Origin of the sequence: Vibrio spartinae (genome assembly GCF_024347135.1) — a bacterium.
GTDB classification, from domain to species: Bacteria; Pseudomonadota; Gammaproteobacteria; order Enterobacterales; family Vibrionaceae; genus Vibrio; species Vibrio spartinae.
In genome coordinates this window covers 2,988,633-3,004,120 of the sequence record NZ_AP024907.1, presented here as the reverse complement: position 1 = coordinate 3,004,120, position 15,488 = coordinate 2,988,633, and the positions used below count along the sequence as shown (strand labels likewise).

The 15,488-nt window shown below is 44.0% G+C and carries 13 protein-coding genes; 8 read left to right on the top strand and 5 right to left on the bottom strand.

Going from position 1 to position 15,488, the window contains the following annotated elements:
• Positions 1–126 precede the first annotated feature (126 nt).
• Positions 127–1,194 carry a PA0069 family radical SAM protein gene (locus OCU60_RS13490; RefSeq protein ID WP_074371721.1) on the top strand — a complete coding sequence of 356 codons (1,068 nt, stop codon included), beginning with the start codon at positions 127–129 and terminating at the stop codon, positions 1,192–1,194.
• 275 nt (positions 1,195–1,469) lie between these two features.
• Here the strand turns inward: OCU60_RS13490 and OCU60_RS13485 are convergent, their stop codons facing one another.
• Together OCU60_RS13485 and OCU60_RS13480 are read right to left on the bottom strand one after the other, a co-directional pair.
• Complete coding sequence (locus OCU60_RS13485; protein WP_074371720.1) at positions 1,470–2,600, bottom strand: M23 family metallopeptidase; 1,131 nt, start codon at positions 2,598–2,600, stop codon at positions 1,470–1,472.
• Positions 2,601–2,845: 245 nt separating this feature from the next.
• Positions 2,846–3,736 carry a LysR family transcriptional regulator gene (locus OCU60_RS13480; protein ID WP_074371719.1) on the bottom strand — a complete coding sequence of 297 codons (891 nt, stop codon included), beginning with the start codon at positions 3,734–3,736 and terminating at the stop codon, positions 2,846–2,848.
• 93 nt (positions 3,737–3,829) lie between these two features.
• On the opposite strand from OCU60_RS13480, the gene OCU60_RS13475 reads away from it, so the two are divergent.
• From OCU60_RS13475 to OCU60_RS13465, 3 genes are all read left to right on the top strand, one after another.
• Entirely contained in the window at positions 3,830–4,759 is a 930-nt protein-coding gene (locus tag OCU60_RS13475) for a DMT family transporter (protein WP_074371718.1), read from the top strand.
• A 281-nt stretch (positions 4,760–5,040) separates the two neighbouring features.
• On the top strand, positions 5,041–6,099 hold the full coding sequence (gene dinB / locus OCU60_RS13470) for a DNA polymerase IV (protein ID WP_074371717.1): 1,059 nt from the start codon (positions 5,041–5,043) through the stop codon (positions 6,097–6,099).
• 219 nt (positions 6,100–6,318) lie between these two features.
• Positions 6,319–7,680: a sodium-dependent transporter gene (locus OCU60_RS13465; protein ID WP_095533267.1), complete on the top strand. Its 1,362-nt coding sequence runs from the start codon at positions 6,319–6,321 to the stop codon at positions 7,678–7,680.
• A gap of 103 nt (positions 7,681–7,783) precedes the next feature.
• Here the strand turns inward: OCU60_RS13465 and rimK are convergent, their stop codons facing one another.
• From rimK to OCU60_RS13450, 3 genes are all read right to left on the bottom strand, one after another.
• On the bottom strand, positions 7,784–8,689 hold the full coding sequence (gene rimK, locus OCU60_RS13460; protein WP_074371715.1) for a 30S ribosomal protein S6--L-glutamate ligase: 906 nt from the start codon (positions 8,687–8,689) through the stop codon (positions 7,784–7,786).
• Positions 8,686–9,126, bottom strand: coding sequence for an ATP-dependent zinc protease family protein (locus OCU60_RS13455; protein ID WP_074371714.1), 441 nt, complete (start codon positions 9,124–9,126; stop codon positions 8,686–8,688). Before OCU60_RS13455 ends, rimK begins: the two co-directional genes overlap by 4 nt.
• A gap of 344 nt (positions 9,127–9,470) precedes the next feature.
• The gene (locus tag OCU60_RS13450; protein ID WP_074371713.1) at positions 9,471–10,952 is read right to left on the bottom strand and encodes an aminoacyl-histidine dipeptidase; all 1,482 of its coding nucleotides are present in this window, start codon (positions 10,950–10,952) and stop codon (positions 9,471–9,473) included.
• 815 nt (positions 10,953–11,767) lie between these two features.
• On the opposite strand from OCU60_RS13450, the gene OCU60_RS13445 reads away from it, so the two are divergent.
• The 4 genes from OCU60_RS13445 (at position 11,768) to crl (ending at position 15,379) form a co-directional block, all read left to right on the top strand.
• Entirely contained in the window at positions 11,768–13,057 is a 1,290-nt protein-coding gene (locus OCU60_RS13445) for an NCS2 family permease (RefSeq protein WP_074371711.1), read from the top strand.
• A gap of 38 nt (positions 13,058–13,095) precedes the next feature.
• A complete protein-coding gene (gene gpt, locus OCU60_RS13440) occupies positions 13,096–13,560 on the top strand; it encodes a xanthine phosphoribosyltransferase (protein ID WP_074371710.1) in 465 nt (154 codons plus the stop codon).
• Between the two features lie 98 nt (positions 13,561–13,658).
• Entirely contained in the window at positions 13,659–14,903 is a 1,245-nt protein-coding gene (frsA, locus tag OCU60_RS13435) for an esterase FrsA (RefSeq protein ID WP_074371709.1), read from the top strand.
• Positions 14,904–14,986: 83 nt separating this feature from the next.
• Positions 14,987–15,379, top strand: a complete 393-nt coding sequence (gene crl / locus OCU60_RS13430; RefSeq protein WP_074371708.1) for a sigma factor-binding protein Crl — start codon at positions 14,987–14,989, stop codon at positions 15,377–15,379.
• Positions 15,380–15,488 lie beyond the last annotated feature (109 nt).

The following is a 15,488-nucleotide window of genomic DNA, read 5'->3' as shown; positions in this document are numbered from 1 at the left end:
CCTATCCCAATATCAGTCGTGTCGGGCATGATTGCGATAACGCGGTTAACAACAAAAAATTAGATCGCGATTTAGAGAAATATTGCTTATGATTAACTGTATGTATAAACAGCATTGTGAGTTGTTATGTCACGCGATGTATCAGAGAAGCGGTTTCAAAGTCGTGGAACGATGTCTGCTATCCCCGGGCGTTTTGACGTCCGCATTATCGAAGCAGAGGATGGCTTTTCTTCTGTGTCTTCACCGGACACAGAGGTTCGCTACGAACACGCAAAGACTTTGATTACATCGAACCAGTCTCCGGATATTCCGTTCCGTCTTTCGGTGAATCCCTATCGAGGCTGCGAGCATGGTTGTATTTATTGTTTTGCCCGACCGACACACGCGTATCTGGACCTTTCTCCCGGCATTGATTTTGAAACACGTCTGACAGCAAAGATCAATGCTCCCGAGATCTTTGAAAAAGAACTCAGAAATCCGAATTATCAGTGTCAACCCATTGCGCTTGGTATCAATACCGATGCCTATCAACCCATAGAAAAAGAACTAAAGATCACCCAGAAATTGTTGAATATTGCCTATGAATATAAACAGCCAATTTCTTTGATCACGAAAAGCGCTTTGATTTTGAGGGATATCGACCTATTGCAATCAATGGCATCAGAACATCTGGTTCATGTCGGTGTCAGCTTAACAACGCTCGATAATGACTTATCGCGCAGACTTGAACCCAGAGCTGTTCCGGGAGCTGTCCGTTTGAAAATGATTCGAGCGTTGAGCGAGAGAAATATACCAGTGACCGTGATGATCGCACCCGTGATCCCTTTTATTAACGATCATGAAATGGAGACACTCGTACAGGCGAGTGCTGAAGCTGGTGCCGAGCGTGTCGGATATGTGATGTTACGTTTACCTCATGAGGTTGCCCCTTTATTTGAAGATTGGTTACACATCCATTTTCCTCTGCGAGCTGAGCGAGTTCTTAGCCACCTTCGTAGTCTGCATGGCGGACAGCTTTATCAAGGTGAGTTTGGTAAACGAATGACCGGCAGTGGCGTCTATGCTGATTTCATTCGGCAACGCTTCCATCTGGCAAGGCGTAAATCCGGGTTCGATCGGCGTGAATCCGGTATATTAGATAGCAGTCATTTCCGGTTACCTCCCCGTTGTGGGGAACAAATGGCGCTGTTCTGAATTCAAGCATTATATGAGAGGCTTTTGCTAATAACGGTTATATTGAAAGGTATTCTGAGGCGGTTACAAAGCTAAATATTGAGCGATCACACCTGAGAGGGGACTGCATGAAAAGTGATGCTCAAAAGGTATCGTTTTATAACAAATCCCCTTTAAGTGAGAAGCAATCTTGAGGACTTGAACTTGAACTTGAAATTTATTTAATGTCCAATCTCCCCGGCGTGGAGGTTGGACATTAACATTTATCCTCTGATGAAGTGGGGTAACCCGAAGTTCTAAAGAGGTGGGTTATCAACACTTTGATACAGGCACACTTTGCGTCGATTTCGCGTATCGTATAACCAGCTATATCGACAATCACTATCATAGTTGTAACGGCCAACTTGAATTTGGTATGGACCTAGCTGAACGCCCTGTAAAGATTGAAAGCGACCTTGGTAAAGTAAAGAAAAATGTAAATGTGGGCCAGTCGATGAGCCGCCTTCACAAAGTGCGGTTGAACGTTGGTTCGCATAAATACCTAACTCAGTATCTCTGGTTACCCATTGGCCATCCTCTACCTGAATCCAGTCCATATGATAATAGTTAGTTGCCCATCCGCTGGGGTTGGTCACTCTTACCTGACAACGAGACATGACCGTCACATAACCATCGTGAGCGGCTGTAACACTATAAGTGGGTTCTCCCCAATCTGGCCAATTATAGGAAACATCTATCGATGATAAAGGATATCCACTCCCAGTATTTGAATGTGGGCCATTAGGCATCCATGAATAGCCTTGCATCCATGGCCATTGGATGATACCGAGGGCAGAATTCGCATCAGCAAGGGAAGGCGCGAGAGCAAGAGCCGGTGCTGCTGGTTTCACTTTTTGCTTTGCTTCTTGTGTTGGGATGATCGGACCGAACCACTGTTCATATTGACGTTGCCAGTCATGCCAATCAGATAGCGTAGGTAGTTGTTGTGCCAACGCCAAAGTGGCAGCGTTGTAATTTTTCTGGGTAAGTGATTTGCGTGAATCGTAATAGTAGAAATACTGTGACAGTTGATTTGCTACGGCTTTAATCTCATTAGCTGTCGGTATTTGTTTTGGATGAATAACCATCAGCGTTGTTAACAGAACTCTGGGATCAACACCAGTTGCTCCTGCCCAATGCTTCAGTGATTCCTTGCGTGTCTGCCATGAAGGTTGGGTATCCGCTAAAAAACTACCGATATCAAATGGTCGAAAATGGGGCTGGTAGACAAACGCGTTATCACTGATCAAAACATTTGGTAGTTCACTACTCGTTAACTTTGCCTGTGGGATCTCGTGGGGCGTCATGTTGGGATATAAAGAATGAGCCATAGCGCCACTGCTTATACCTAGCAACACTAATCCGAAATACATATATTTTTTTAACATTAATGGCACTCCGTATGCACTTAGTGATTGCCCATCCTATAGTGCAATATGCATAATAGGGAGTATTAAATTTGTAATTCTGGCAGCAGCCCACAAGTCAGTGCAAATTTATGCAAATATGAGAGTATTCAATGAGTTTAGAGTAGCGCCGATAATTTCATGTACAAACGTTTAATTTAAGGCATTTTAGGTAATTTTTAGATTCACAAGGCGAAACGTATACTCGTATTCTGTTAGCGATGAAGCTAACGCTCAAAATGCTTGATAACAAATTCGATGAACAAGCGTACTCGCATCGGTAAGTTGTCACGATCGCGATATAGCATAAATAATGTGCGAGTTTGACTGCGCCAGTCAGGTAGCACATGTTTGATCTTGCTCTGAGCTATCATCGGTAGTGCAAAGTAATCTGGGACGTATCCGATCCCGAGTCCTGCTTTAATGGCGTGAACCAGCGTCAAAATCTCATCTACTTCCAGCCTTATTCCTTTCTGCGGGTGATAATCAAATGTTGCATGACTCTCTTTATGTACTAACTGCCACGGTATCATCGGACGACAAATGATGGTGGGATGACCACACAACTTTTCTGGTGTGGTTATGTCGGAAATATTGTAATCAAAATGAGAGCACACAATAAAATGGATATGCTTTAGTGGTCTCGCAATCCAATTGTCGACGACTGGATTTCCGACTCGAAACACCACATCCATCCCTTCCGCTTCAATATCTATCAGAGAGTTGGAAAAACTCAGATCTAACTGAATATCTGGATATTGCAGTAAAAAATCATAAAAAATGTCGCGTAGAAATTGTGAGCCAGCATTGATTGGCGCGGAAATCCGGATTTTTCCCTGTGGCTGATATTTATCCCGATGTAGATCTTCGTCAATATCATTGAGTTCATCAAACAGCATGGCGGAGCGCTGAAAATACCGTTCACCGGTGCTGGTCAGCGAAACTCGGTGAGCGTCTCGATTGAGTAGACGAAGCTGTAGATCCGTCTCTAACTGACGAATACGACGGCTTAAAGTGGAAAGAGGCATCCCTAAAGATTGGGCGGCCCCTTTGAAACTACCGGCACGTGCTACAGAACAAAAACAGCGGAGGTCGTCTAACGAATAGCTAGGTTTCATTATTGGTATTTACCGTCTTAAAATTGCTTGTTTATCTAATTATTGAAATCAATACACTAATCAATAAGTCTTGGCAAGTCATTCGGAGTAACGATGAAATCTCATTCAATCATGAAAGCAGCTGTTCTTCTCATTATCTGTACCTTCTTTTGGGGGAGCAGCTTTCCCGTTGGTAAACATGCGTTAGGTGAGGTGCATGCACTCACCTTAGTGTTCTGGCGTTTTATTATTGCTGCTACATGTCTGGCGGTCTATCTCAAGGTTAAACGTATGCCAGAAATGCACTTGAGTGTATTTCAGTGGTGTTGGGTTATTTCGGTTAGTATTGTCGGGGTTGGTGGTCTCAATCTTGGTCTGTTTACCGGTCTGGCGATGACCAATGCGACCAACGGTTCATTAATTATGGCGCTTAGCCCACTGATGACGTCTCTAATCGCGTGTGTAGCACTGCGCACTTTACCGTCTTTTGTACAATGTTTTAGTCTGCTCGTCAGTCTGACCGGCGTATTGATGGTGCTCACCAATGGACATCTTGAAACGTTACTCTCCATGCAGATGAATTACGGTGATCAGTTGATCTTTGGTGGAATGCTTGCTTGGAGTCTTTATACCTATTGTAGTCAGGGGATTAGTCGCTGGATACCAGTCATTCCCTATACCTTTATCGGTATGCTGAGCGGTGCTTCAGTGATTGGCATCATGTGTCTGATATCATCAGAAGTGCATCCGTTCGCTGAACTGTGGAATAGTTCTGCACTGGGGATCTCGGAAATCGTTTATATTGGTGTGTTTGGCACTGTTGCCGGTTATTTACTGTGGTTAAATGGCGTGCGTCACCTTGGATCAGCGGATGCAGCACTGTTTTTCAACTTTGTTCCGATCTTTTCTGTGCTCACCTCGTTTATGTTTGGCCAAGCTGTGACTCAGTTACAATTAATCGGGATTGCGATAGTGATTACCGGCCTGCTACTGCCACGAATTCGATTGTTGAAACGCAGGCCTAAACCTTGTTCTGAATTTTAATTGAACTCACTTTGTAAACCCATGATAAAGGCGGGGGATTCCCGCCTTTATCATGTTCAGCGGATGACTGCATTTTTATATCGATCTCGATAGTGGCGGAACTCGCTCCCTTCTGACATTTCATCAATCAGCTTTTTACTGATGACCCTTTAAAAAAGGTTATGAAAAATCATATACTGTATATAATGACAGTATGTGTTGTTCATGAGCTAACGAACAGAGCATATTGATTTGATAGCCCTTTCAATACACGTGACTGAGTGTAAGTATCGAGAATGACAATGACGAATAAAATCATTCATATAGATCTTGATTGTTATTATGCAGCGGTTGAAGCGCGAGATAATCCCAGTCTGAGAGGGATTCCATTGGCTATCGGAGGATCTCAGTTTGGACGCGGGGTTCTCTCTACCTGTAGCTATGAGGCTCGTCAATATGGCATTCGCTCAGCAATGCCAACCGCGCATGCACTCAGGTTATGTCCGCATCTAACCGTGATTTCTGGAAATATGGAGAAATATAAAGCTGTTTCTCAGCAAATCCGTGAAATTTTTAACAGATATACCGATGTGATTGAACCGCTATCTTTAGATGAAGCCTATTTGGATGTAACGCATACTACGCTGTTTCAAGGTTCTGCGACGTTGGTTGCTCAAGATATCAGAAAGACCATTGAATCTGAGTTGAATTTAACTGCGAGTGCAGGGGTTGCTCCCATTAAATTTGTTGCGAAAGTGGCCTCAGATATAAATAAACCAAATGGGATTTGTGTGATTCCCCCGAACGATTTGCATTCCTTTATTGAGGCGTTGGCTTTGGGGAAGATTCCCGGTGTAGGAAAAGTCACATTAGAAAAATTACACAAGTTAGGGTTGTTTTATGGCAAAGATGTCAAAGCATATGAGCATCATCTACTGGTCAAACATTTTGGCCGGTTTGGTCAAACACTGTGGGACAGGTGTCACGGCATCGATAAAAGAGCCGTTGAAGTTTCTCGAGTGAGGAAGTCCGTCGGTGTTGAAAAGACATTCAGTGCGGATATTTATACTGAAGCCGAATGTTTAGACGTGATTGACCGATTATATCCAGATTTAGTCACTCGACTTGAAAAAGTATCCCCGGAAAAGGACATCATCCGCCAAGGGATCAAATTGAAATTTGATGATTTTAAGCAAACGACAGTTGAGCATAAACAACAGCGATTAGATAAAGACTTTTTTACTGCATTATTGCGAGATGCGTTGTCGAGACAACAAGGTCGGGGGATTCGTCTTATTGGTCTGTCGGTTGGGCTGAATGTCGAACAAAGTGAAAAAGAGCAGATGAGTTTTGATTGGTGATTTGAAATAACCAGCGTTCCCCCCCATTTCCGCCACTCGTGATGTTGTATCTATCAGCTGATAAAAAATAGAGACTTATTGTTTGTTTATGTTTATTTATAGTTGAATATAGGAACATTTGCGCGTTGTATACCGGATACACGCTTTTTTGATTGTGAAAAGCCAATTTTTTGATTATTGTACTCATCAACTAGTTTATTGATATGTTGTATGAGTGGTATGGCACAATCTTCTTCGCGTGATTTTTTCGCATCTCGACTTGGTTTTATTCTTTCGGCTTCCGGTGCTGCGGTGGGGTTGGGTAATATCTGGGGATTTCCGACTCAGGTTGCCAGTAATGGCGGCGGTGCTTTCCTATTGGTCTATCTGGTTCTGATTGCTTTTGTTGCATTTCCGATGTTGGTCGTTGAAATGGCGATAGGACGTCATGGTCAAGCGAATCCAGTCGATAGTATGCGTGCCCTTTCTTCTGCTCCGAAAACCCAGAAATTTGCAGTTGGTGTGGGGTGGTTAGGGTTGAGCGTTCCCTGTGCCGTACTCACGTTTTACAGCATCGTTGGGGGCTGGATCATCTGTTTCTTTCTGGCCGCTCTCTGTCAGTTATTGGGATGGGGAGAACTTTCTCAGTGGTTAGAAGGTTTCTCTGTTGAACGCAACTTGTTAGGAACCGTTATTTTCTATGTTCTAACAATTCTCATTGTTCAGGGCGGTGTCAAACAGGGCATCGAAAAATGGTCGACACGTTTGATGCCGGCTCTGTTTGTCCTCTTTGCCGTACTGTTCATTTATATTTTGATGCAAGACGGAGCCGTTGAAGGACTCAAGCAGTATCTGATTCCAGACTTCACTAAAATATGGAATAAAGACCTGATTCTTGCTGCGATGGGGCAAGGCTTCTTCTCGCTGACTATCGGTGGCTGTTCGATGCTGGTGTATGGTTCTTATTTGAGTAAAAAAGAGAATCTCCCCAAAATGGCGTTAAGTGTCACACTGGTTGATACCGGGGTTGCCTTTATTGCGGGATTGGTTGTCATGCCGGCTATGTTTGTAGCAATGAAACAAGGCGTTGAAATTTATGCTGCGGATGGAAGCTTACTCAATTCCGATACATTGGTTTTCCGTGTATTACCCATGATGTTTGAGAGTTTGGGAATTTTCGGGCAATTTTTTGCTGTCGTCTTCTTTTTGTTATTGACGATTGCTGCGCTAACTTCATCGATATCAATGCTTGAATGCCCGGTTACGCTTGTGAGTGAGCGGTGGAATACCAGCCGGAGTGGCACAACTTGGGCGCTGGGGGCGGCTATTGCACTATTGAGTGGGGTCGTGCTCTATCATTTCTCGGCACTTTTTGGGGTGGTGGTGGTGATGGCGACACAGTATCTACAGCCGCTTGCAGCCTTGATGTTCTGTCTGCTCGGGGGATGGGGCTGGCGTCATCGCGCTAAAATTACGGAACTTCAGCATGGGTTCCCAGGCATTTCTCAACATTGGTTTGGACGTTTATGGCCGATATATATTAAATATGTTTGCCCTATCTTTGTTGCTGCTGTGATGTGGTTTTCTCTATTTTCTCAGTAGAATATAGGGGACTCGTGCTTCTATTGATATTCTGATGTCAGTGACTCGCTTCAGTCACTGATGCTCCCTCAAGAGTCTGCCACTTGGCTCTTGAGGGGCGTTATTATCCTCGTCCCCGTGTCCTTGTTGTTCTCAATTGTGCATTCTTCTCGGCAAACTCAATGATCATGCTTGCGATATCTTTACCTGTCGCTTGTTCAATCCCTTCTAAACCGGGAGATGAATTGACTTCCATCACCAGTGGGCCACGAGAAGAGCGGAGTAGGTCAACACCGGCAACATTGAGTCCCATAATCTTTGCAGCATCAATGGCGGTTTTTCTCTCTTGAGGAGAAATTTTGATCAGTGTTGCTGTCCCGCCACGGTGCAGATTTGAACGGAACTCGCCTTCTGCACCTTGGCGCTTCATTGATGCAATGACTTTATCACCGATCACAAAACAACGGATATCAGCACCACCGGCTTCCTTGACATATTCTTGCACCATGATGTGTGCTTTGAGCCCCATAAAGGCTTCAATCACACTTTCCGCAGCTTTGCGGTTTTCTGCTAAAACGACGCCAATCCCTTGGGTTCCTTCAAGGAGTTTGATCACAACCGGCGCACCGCCGACCATGTTTAATAAGTCTTTAATATCATCGGGTTTGCTGGCAAATCCGGTGATCGGCATACCAATCCCTTTTCTGGACAGTAATTGCATGGAACGAAGTTTGTCTCTGGAACGACTAATTGCGACAGATTCATTGACCGGATAAACCCCCATCATTTCAAACTGACGTAAGACTGCTGTGCCATAAAAGGTCACAGACGCACCGATACGTGGAATGATGGCGTCAAACCCAGATAATTGTTCTCCTTTAAAGTGAATTTCCGGTTTTTCTGAGTTGATATTCATATAACAGCGTAAAGCATCGATCACTTTGTGGTCATGTCCCCGCTCTTTACACGCTTCAATCAGTCGCTGAGTTGAATAGAGCGAGCTGTTTCTCGAAAGAATGCCGATTTTCATACGTTATTACCAGAGGTCAGTAGAAATGATGCATCCGGATCAACGACGATTTTTGGGCGCATCGCTGTCCGGCCTAATAACATTCTGAATGCCATGTTTTCACGATTGGTCAGTGTAATATCGACCGGCCATTGCTCCGTGCCAATCTTGATCTTTGTGCGGATGACATAACGCTTTTCCTCATAGCCACCGGAGTTTCTGACGATACGTCGGTCGATCACAGGCGCTTCGCAAATGACAATTTCTGAATCGTCCTTGTGACGGGGATGTAACCAGAATCGCACCCATTGTTCGCCTTCTTTTTTAAAGGCTTTAACTTTAAATGCGTGAAGACACGATGTCTTTGCGCCAGTATCGATCTTGGCATTGATGGTGGGAATTCCTAAGTCTGGGAGACTGAGAGTCTCTCTCCAGCCAATCATAATTTTTTCATTCATCTTTGTGTTCTTCGATTAATAGACGTGAATCGATAGGAAAGGCGCTGGGCAATTTTATTTCTGCAAGGCTGTTCCCCCATCAGCAATCATAGCGCTTAGGGGGCACCTTATACAGAAATGCGCTTAATTTTTAAACAGATATGGCTTTACCCGAGGGCACATTACCAGCAGTTTCAATATTGAGCGAATAAAAATTTTATCCGTCACGATAAATAATCATGATTGATGCTGAACACGGAAGGTTGACATTAGATTATTTTTATTTTCAATGGGATAGATTGCTTAGATTTAGTCGATATGAGAAGGGGATGGCCGTAGCGATTTTCCGCTACGGCATTTCGGACTTAATCTTTTTCAGGGATACTTTTCAGCATAACGATCATTTGTTCCCAGAATTGCTGAACCGTGCTGATCTGCACTTTTTCATCCGGGGAATGTGGGAATTTAATCGTCGGACCGAACGACACCATATCCATATCCGGGTATGGACGCTTGAATAAGCCACATTCAAGGCCTGCGTGAATCACCATGATATTCGGCTTATGACCATAGATATTTTCGTACTGTTCTCTGAATATGGCCATAATGGCTGAATTCGTGTCAGGCTTCCAACCCGGGTAAGCATCATAGAAATCGACTTTCGCATCTGCGAGTTCGGCTATCGATCTCAGACTGCTTTCTACCTGTTGACGACCAGAGTCGATTAAAGAACGGACCAAGCTGAGGATCGAAATTGTTGTTTCATCCGTTTTGACGACCCCCAGATTCAGTGAGGTTTCGACCACACCAGAGAAATCATCACTCATACGAAGCACCCCATTTGGGCTTGCATTGAGTGTCGCAATGAAACGTTGCTGAGTCGATAAATCAAATACCTGGTGCTGCTCCTGATCCAGTTCAACGTCATGGCATTCGGTAATGATATTACCTTCAGCTTGTGCCAGTTCCTGACGAATCGTTGCCGTGAAGCGTTGGAATGCTTCAGTCAGTTTGGAGACATTTTCTTCAGGGAGACATAAGGTAACAAAACCTTCACGAGGAATGGCATTTCTCAGTGAGCCGCCTTGAAAATCAATCAGGCGTAACGCTAGGGGCTCGGCATGTTGTGCCAAAAATCGAGCGAATAGTTTATTGGCGTTGCCTCGGCCGAGATGGATATCGCAACCAGAATGGCCGCCTTTGAGGCCTTTGAGCTGGAGTTTACGGACTACATGGTTTGCCGGAACTTGACTGCGTTCAATATCAAACGCGAGTAAGCCGTTAATTCCACCGGCACACCCGACGTAAACTTCACCTTCCTGTTCTGAGTCGGTATTCAGCAAGATCTCTCCTTCCAGATAACCCGGTTCCAGACCAAATGCGCCGGTCATGCCAGCTTCTTCATTGATCGTTAACAACACTTCTAGAGGACCATGTTGGATATTGTCTGAAGCCAAAACAGCAAGACAGGTTGCCATCCCGATACCATTGTCTGCACCGAGAGTCGTGCCTTGAGCGGTGACCCAGTCACCATCAATATAAGGACGAATTGGATCCTGTGCGAAGTTGTGAACCGTCTCCTCATTTTTTTGTGGCACCATATCCAGATGCGCTTGTAGCACGACACCTTTACGGTTATCCATGCCTGATGTCGCTGGTTTCTTAATAAAAATATTACCCGTTGGATCGCGCCTGACATCGAGTGATTGTTCCTGAGCCCATCCGATAATGTATTGAGCTAGATTTTCTTCATGATATGAAGGGTGCGGGATAGAACATATTTTATCGAAAAACGTCCAGACGAGAGAGGGTGAAAGATGACTAATTTCGGATTGGAATTCTGACACTGAAGACTCCTGTTCCACAAGGTGGTCGATGAAAAGTGGATCAAATCAAACTGAGTTGGTGCTTAATGCTCGCCGGTACTGGAGAATTCGTTTGTACTGAAGACCATGCGCACCAGCCGATAGCAAGAGAATATCACCCTCATCATGCAGGGGATAGCATGAGACATGTTTTTTTAAAAACCAGATATGGGTCTCATTGATTACAATTCTTACACTTAAGAAGTAAATTTTCACAATACGGTCTATTTTTGGTAATTAAATTACATATATCTCAATAAAAAAGTCGCTGTCATTCGATTTTCTTGTTTTTATTTCGTCATTGTTGTAATAAATTTTCTTTATGGTATATTCAATACTGTTTGCTATGCTTCTATTTAACCCATTTATTGAGTTGCCTGAATGAAGCGTTCCCCCTGCGAAATTGATGGGGAGAGATTCGGGACTCTGACTAGACCAATTTGCTTTGATGGTCTGTTGTAGAATTGGACACGATGGAAACTTGCAGCTCGGACATTTTTGTTCACCCCTAATTTTTATTGGAAGATTTTGATCTCTTTCCAACGCCACTTCACATGAAGTGGCGTTTTTTTATCCTTTTGCATGATATTGTCTGGGCTGACTCGGTTCGTCATGCGGATGCCCCGTGCATTTTTGATGACTTTTGTCGCGTAAATAGGAATATTTACAAGGTTTCATAAACTTGACTATTAGGTCAGTTTTTATATGAATTACGCTAGAATTTGCCGTCTTTACTCTCTATAATCGCCTCCCAATCGTTTACGCAACCGTTTACTTGTATCTATATAGGAACCATCATGCTCGAGAAGCTATTTAAACTGAGTGAACATGGTACAACCATGCGAACAGAAGTCATTGCGGGAATTACGACTTTTCTGACCATGGCTTATATCATTTTTGTTAATCCAGCGATCTTAGCCGATACAGGAATGGATCGGGGCGCCGTTTTTGTTGCAACCTGTTTGGCAGCAGCTGTTGGTTGCTTCATCATGGGATTTATCGCTAATTATCCGATTGCGCTGGCACCGGGAATGGGGCTGAATGCATTTTTCACCTATACCGTTGTGCTTGGTATGGGGTATACGTGGCAGGTTGCTTTGGCTGCGGTATTTGCTTCAGGCGTATTGTTCATCATACTGAGTTTATTTAAGATTCGAGAATGGATTATCAATTCGATTCCGATGTCTTTAAGGACCGGGATTTCAGCGGGTATCGGTTTATTTCTTGCTTTTATTGCATTAAAAAATGCAGGCATCATCGTTGATAACCCAGCCACACTGGTTTCTCTTGGCAATATTACCTCGCTTCACTGTGTCTTAGGCGCTCTCGGTTTCTTCCTCACGATCGCTCTGGTTTATCGCAACGTCAAAGGCGGTGTGATGATTTCTATTCTGGCGATCAGTGCAATTGGCTTGATGCTTGGTGATGTCCATTGGGCTGGCGTGGTTTCGATGCCACCAAGTATTGCGCCGACATTTTTACAACTAGATTTTTCAGCGTTATTAGATGTTGGGATGATCTCGGTTGTATTTGCATTCTTGTTCGTGGATCTGTTTGATACTGCCGGAACATTAGTGGGTGTTGCTCAAAAAGCAGATCTGATTGGTGAAGATGGAAAAATTCCTCGTCTGAACCGGGCGTTATTGGCTGATTCTTCAGCAACGGTTACAGGTGCATTGTTCGGAACATCGAATACGACCTCTTTTATTGAAAGTGCTGCTGGTGTTGCGACTGGCGGACGAACTGGATTGACGGCTGTTGTTGTTGGAATTCTCTTCCTGTTTGCTTTATTCTTTGCGCCTCTTGCAGGGATGATTCCCGCCTACGCAACCGCAGGTGCGCTCCTTTATGTTTCTATTTTGATGCTATCTGGGTTGGTGAGTATTGACTGGCGTGATCTCACTGAGGCTGCACCCGTTGTCGTGACTTGTTTAATGATGCCTCTCACATCTTCAATTGCAGAAGGTATCTCTTTAGGGTTTATCTCATATGCAATGATTAAACTTTTAAGTGGCAAGTCACGTAGTGTTTCACTCAGCGTGTGGTTCATGGCTGCGATTTTTGTTGTAAAATATATCGCAGGTTAACGAATTTAGATTTTATATAAAAAATTGGATAGAAAATAATGAGCAAAAGATTCCTGATTACCTGGGATAATATGCAGATGTATTGTCGTCAGCTTGCCGAGCGCCAAATGCCCGCAGAACAGTGGAAAGGTCTGATAGGGGTGAGCCGTGGTGGACTTGTACCAGCAGCAATTCTTGCCCGAGAATTGGGTATTCGTTACGTCGATACTATCTGTATTTCCAGCTATGACCATGACCATCAGCGTGATATGAGTGTGCTGAAAGCACCTGAGCATGATGGTGAAGGGTATTTAATTGTCGATGACTTAGTTGATAGCGGTGATACAGCCCGTAAAATTCGCGAGTTGTATCCAAAAGCTAAACTTGTGACCGTGTGCGCTAAGCCGGCCGGTAAAGATTTAGTTGACGAATACATCGTGGATGTCGCTCAGGAGACATGGATTGAACAACCTTGGGATACTGTACTATCCTATGTTGAGCCAGTGAATCGTAAGCTGAAATAGATCTTTTCATATGAATTGATGCTAATTTGAGAAAATGGTCCGGTTACGGACCATTTTTTTTTGATGAATTTAAACGTTTTCGGAAGTGGTCCCCATTTATGCTTAAGAGTAACAAGAACAGTGAAAACCTTTCTGAGCGATTGTTTGATAACCATAAACAGGCTAAAGAAACTTCTGCATTGACTCAGTACATGTCAAGTAGTCAAGGATTTGTGACTCAGAAAATTGAGGGCGCTTGGTATCGGACATTAAGACGCATGCAATGGGCATGGCAGGGCATTGATTCGATTGATCAGGAAGAAGTTTTAGCGCGGATCGCATCTTCATCGCATTCCAGAACTGTTGATGAATGGTTGGATACGGTGATGGGATATCGGCAAGGCAACTGGGCTTATGAATGGAATAAATTGGGTACCCGTTATCAACATGAATCAGATCAGCTTGAGGGCGAAGCTGCGGCTGAGCGCATGTTTGCCGCATCCTTATGTTTTAGTATCGCCGGATATCCTCATCTGAAGAATGACACGCTTGCCATCCAGGCACAGGCATTGGCAAACACCGCTTATACGGAAGCTGCGAAACGCTCTGGATACGTTGTGAAACAGTTGGAGTTTCCGTATAAGAACAAGAACATCATTGCCCATCTGCACTTATCACATACTGAGCGTCCCCAGCCCGTTGTCATTGTGACGGCCGGTCTTGATAGTCTGCAAACCGATATGTGGCGCTTATTCCGAGATTATCTGGCACAGCGGGATATTGCGATGTTGACGGTTGATATGCCATCCATTGGGTATAACTCGCAGTGGCCTTTAACCGAAGATACCTCCGCGCTTCATCAAACCGTTCTGAATCAGCTGGCTCGTTTACCTTGGGTCGATCACCACCGCGTCGGATTAATCGGCTTTCGTTTTGGCGGCAATGCGATGATCCGGCTGTCATTTGTTGAATCCAGTAAAATCAGAGCCTGTATCGCTTTGGGAGCTCCGGTGCATGATATCCTGTCTTCTCCTGAAAAATTAAAACGGATGCCGAAGATGTATTTAGATGTGCTGGCATCTCGATTAGGGAAAAATGTGGTCGATATTGAGAGTTTATCCATGCAGTTACGAGCGTGGTCACTGAAAGCGCAAGGGTTTCTTACCGGTAGAAAAACAAAAACGCCTATTTTGGCTCTGGGATTGGAGGGCGATCCGGTATCACCGCTTTCAGATAATCAAATGGTTGCATATTATAGTGCTGGCGGGAAGTCGAAAGAGATTAAGTCAAAGACATTATTTCACGGATATGAGCAAGCCCTCGATTTGGCGATAAACTGGCTCGAAGATGAACTAATTCAGTGAATTTTTGTGCTATTTTATTTACAAGATATGCGTTTTGTTGATCTTTAGAGTGACATGCAATTCTGTAAAAAAGGAGTGCTGAAATGCCAGAATTGAGTAAGGAACCAACCTTCCACCGACTAAATGCAGCCTTTAAATTGTTAGGACCATATTTGAGAGAAGAACAATATCAGAGTGGCACTTATCAGTTTGATTGTCTGGCGGTTTGCGTCGATGATAAAAAATCACCGGAAGTGAGGGAATTTTGGGGGTGGTGGATGTCATTATCACACTCGGATGAACAGCGGTTTGAAGCAAAATATGCCATTGGGCGGTATGATCACGCCGGCAACTGGGTCCTTGAAGAGCCTCAACTTCAGGCTCTAGCAGAAGTTCACCGAACTCAAAAAGCGTTCCACGAAAAGCTTGAAACGTTACTCAATGAGAAATTTGGCTATGAGCTCGCCACCTGTGATCCTTTGTTGGTCGATAAATAATTCTCATCTTATTTTCTCATTCTGTTAAAAAAGGTGCGGTTGCACCTTTTTCTACTTGTGAATTGCCCTTTTGATTGCTAAAAAGAATCTCTCCTTTTCTACTTAGATC

Coding starts and splice junctions, on each gene's coding strand:
- OCU60_RS13485 (WP_074371720.1), bottom strand. CDS start 2,600: ATGTTAAAAAAATATATGTATTTCGGATTAGTGTTGCTAGGTATAAGC.
- OCU60_RS13465 (WP_095533267.1), top strand. CDS start 6,319: ATGGCACAATCTTCTTCGCGTGATTTTTTCGCATCTCGACTTGGTTTT.
- gpt (WP_074371710.1), top strand. CDS start 13,096: ATGAGCAAAAGATTCCTGATTACCTGGGATAATATGCAGATGTATTGT.
- dinB (WP_074371717.1), top strand. CDS start 5,041: ATGACGAATAAAATCATTCATATAGATCTTGATTGTTATTATGCAGCG.
- rimK (WP_074371715.1), bottom strand. CDS start 8,689: ATGAAAATCGGCATTCTTTCGAGAAACAGCTCGCTCTATTCAACTCAG.
- OCU60_RS13490 (WP_074371721.1), top strand. CDS start 127: ATGTCACGCGATGTATCAGAGAAGCGGTTTCAAAGTCGTGGAACGATG.
- OCU60_RS13475 (WP_074371718.1), top strand. CDS start 3,830: ATGAAATCTCATTCAATCATGAAAGCAGCTGTTCTTCTCATTATCTGT.
- OCU60_RS13445 (WP_074371711.1), top strand. CDS start 11,768: ATGCTCGAGAAGCTATTTAAACTGAGTGAACATGGTACAACCATGCGA.
- crl (WP_074371708.1), top strand. CDS start 14,987: ATGCCAGAATTGAGTAAGGAACCAACCTTCCACCGACTAAATGCAGCC.
- OCU60_RS13480 (WP_074371719.1), bottom strand. CDS start 3,736: ATGAAACCTAGCTATTCGTTAGACGACCTCCGCTGTTTTTGTTCTGTA.
- OCU60_RS13455 (WP_074371714.1), bottom strand. CDS start 9,126: ATGAATGAAAAAATTATGATTGGCTGGAGAGAGACTCTCAGTCTCCCA.
- frsA (WP_074371709.1), top strand. CDS start 13,659: ATGCTTAAGAGTAACAAGAACAGTGAAAACCTTTCTGAGCGATTGTTT.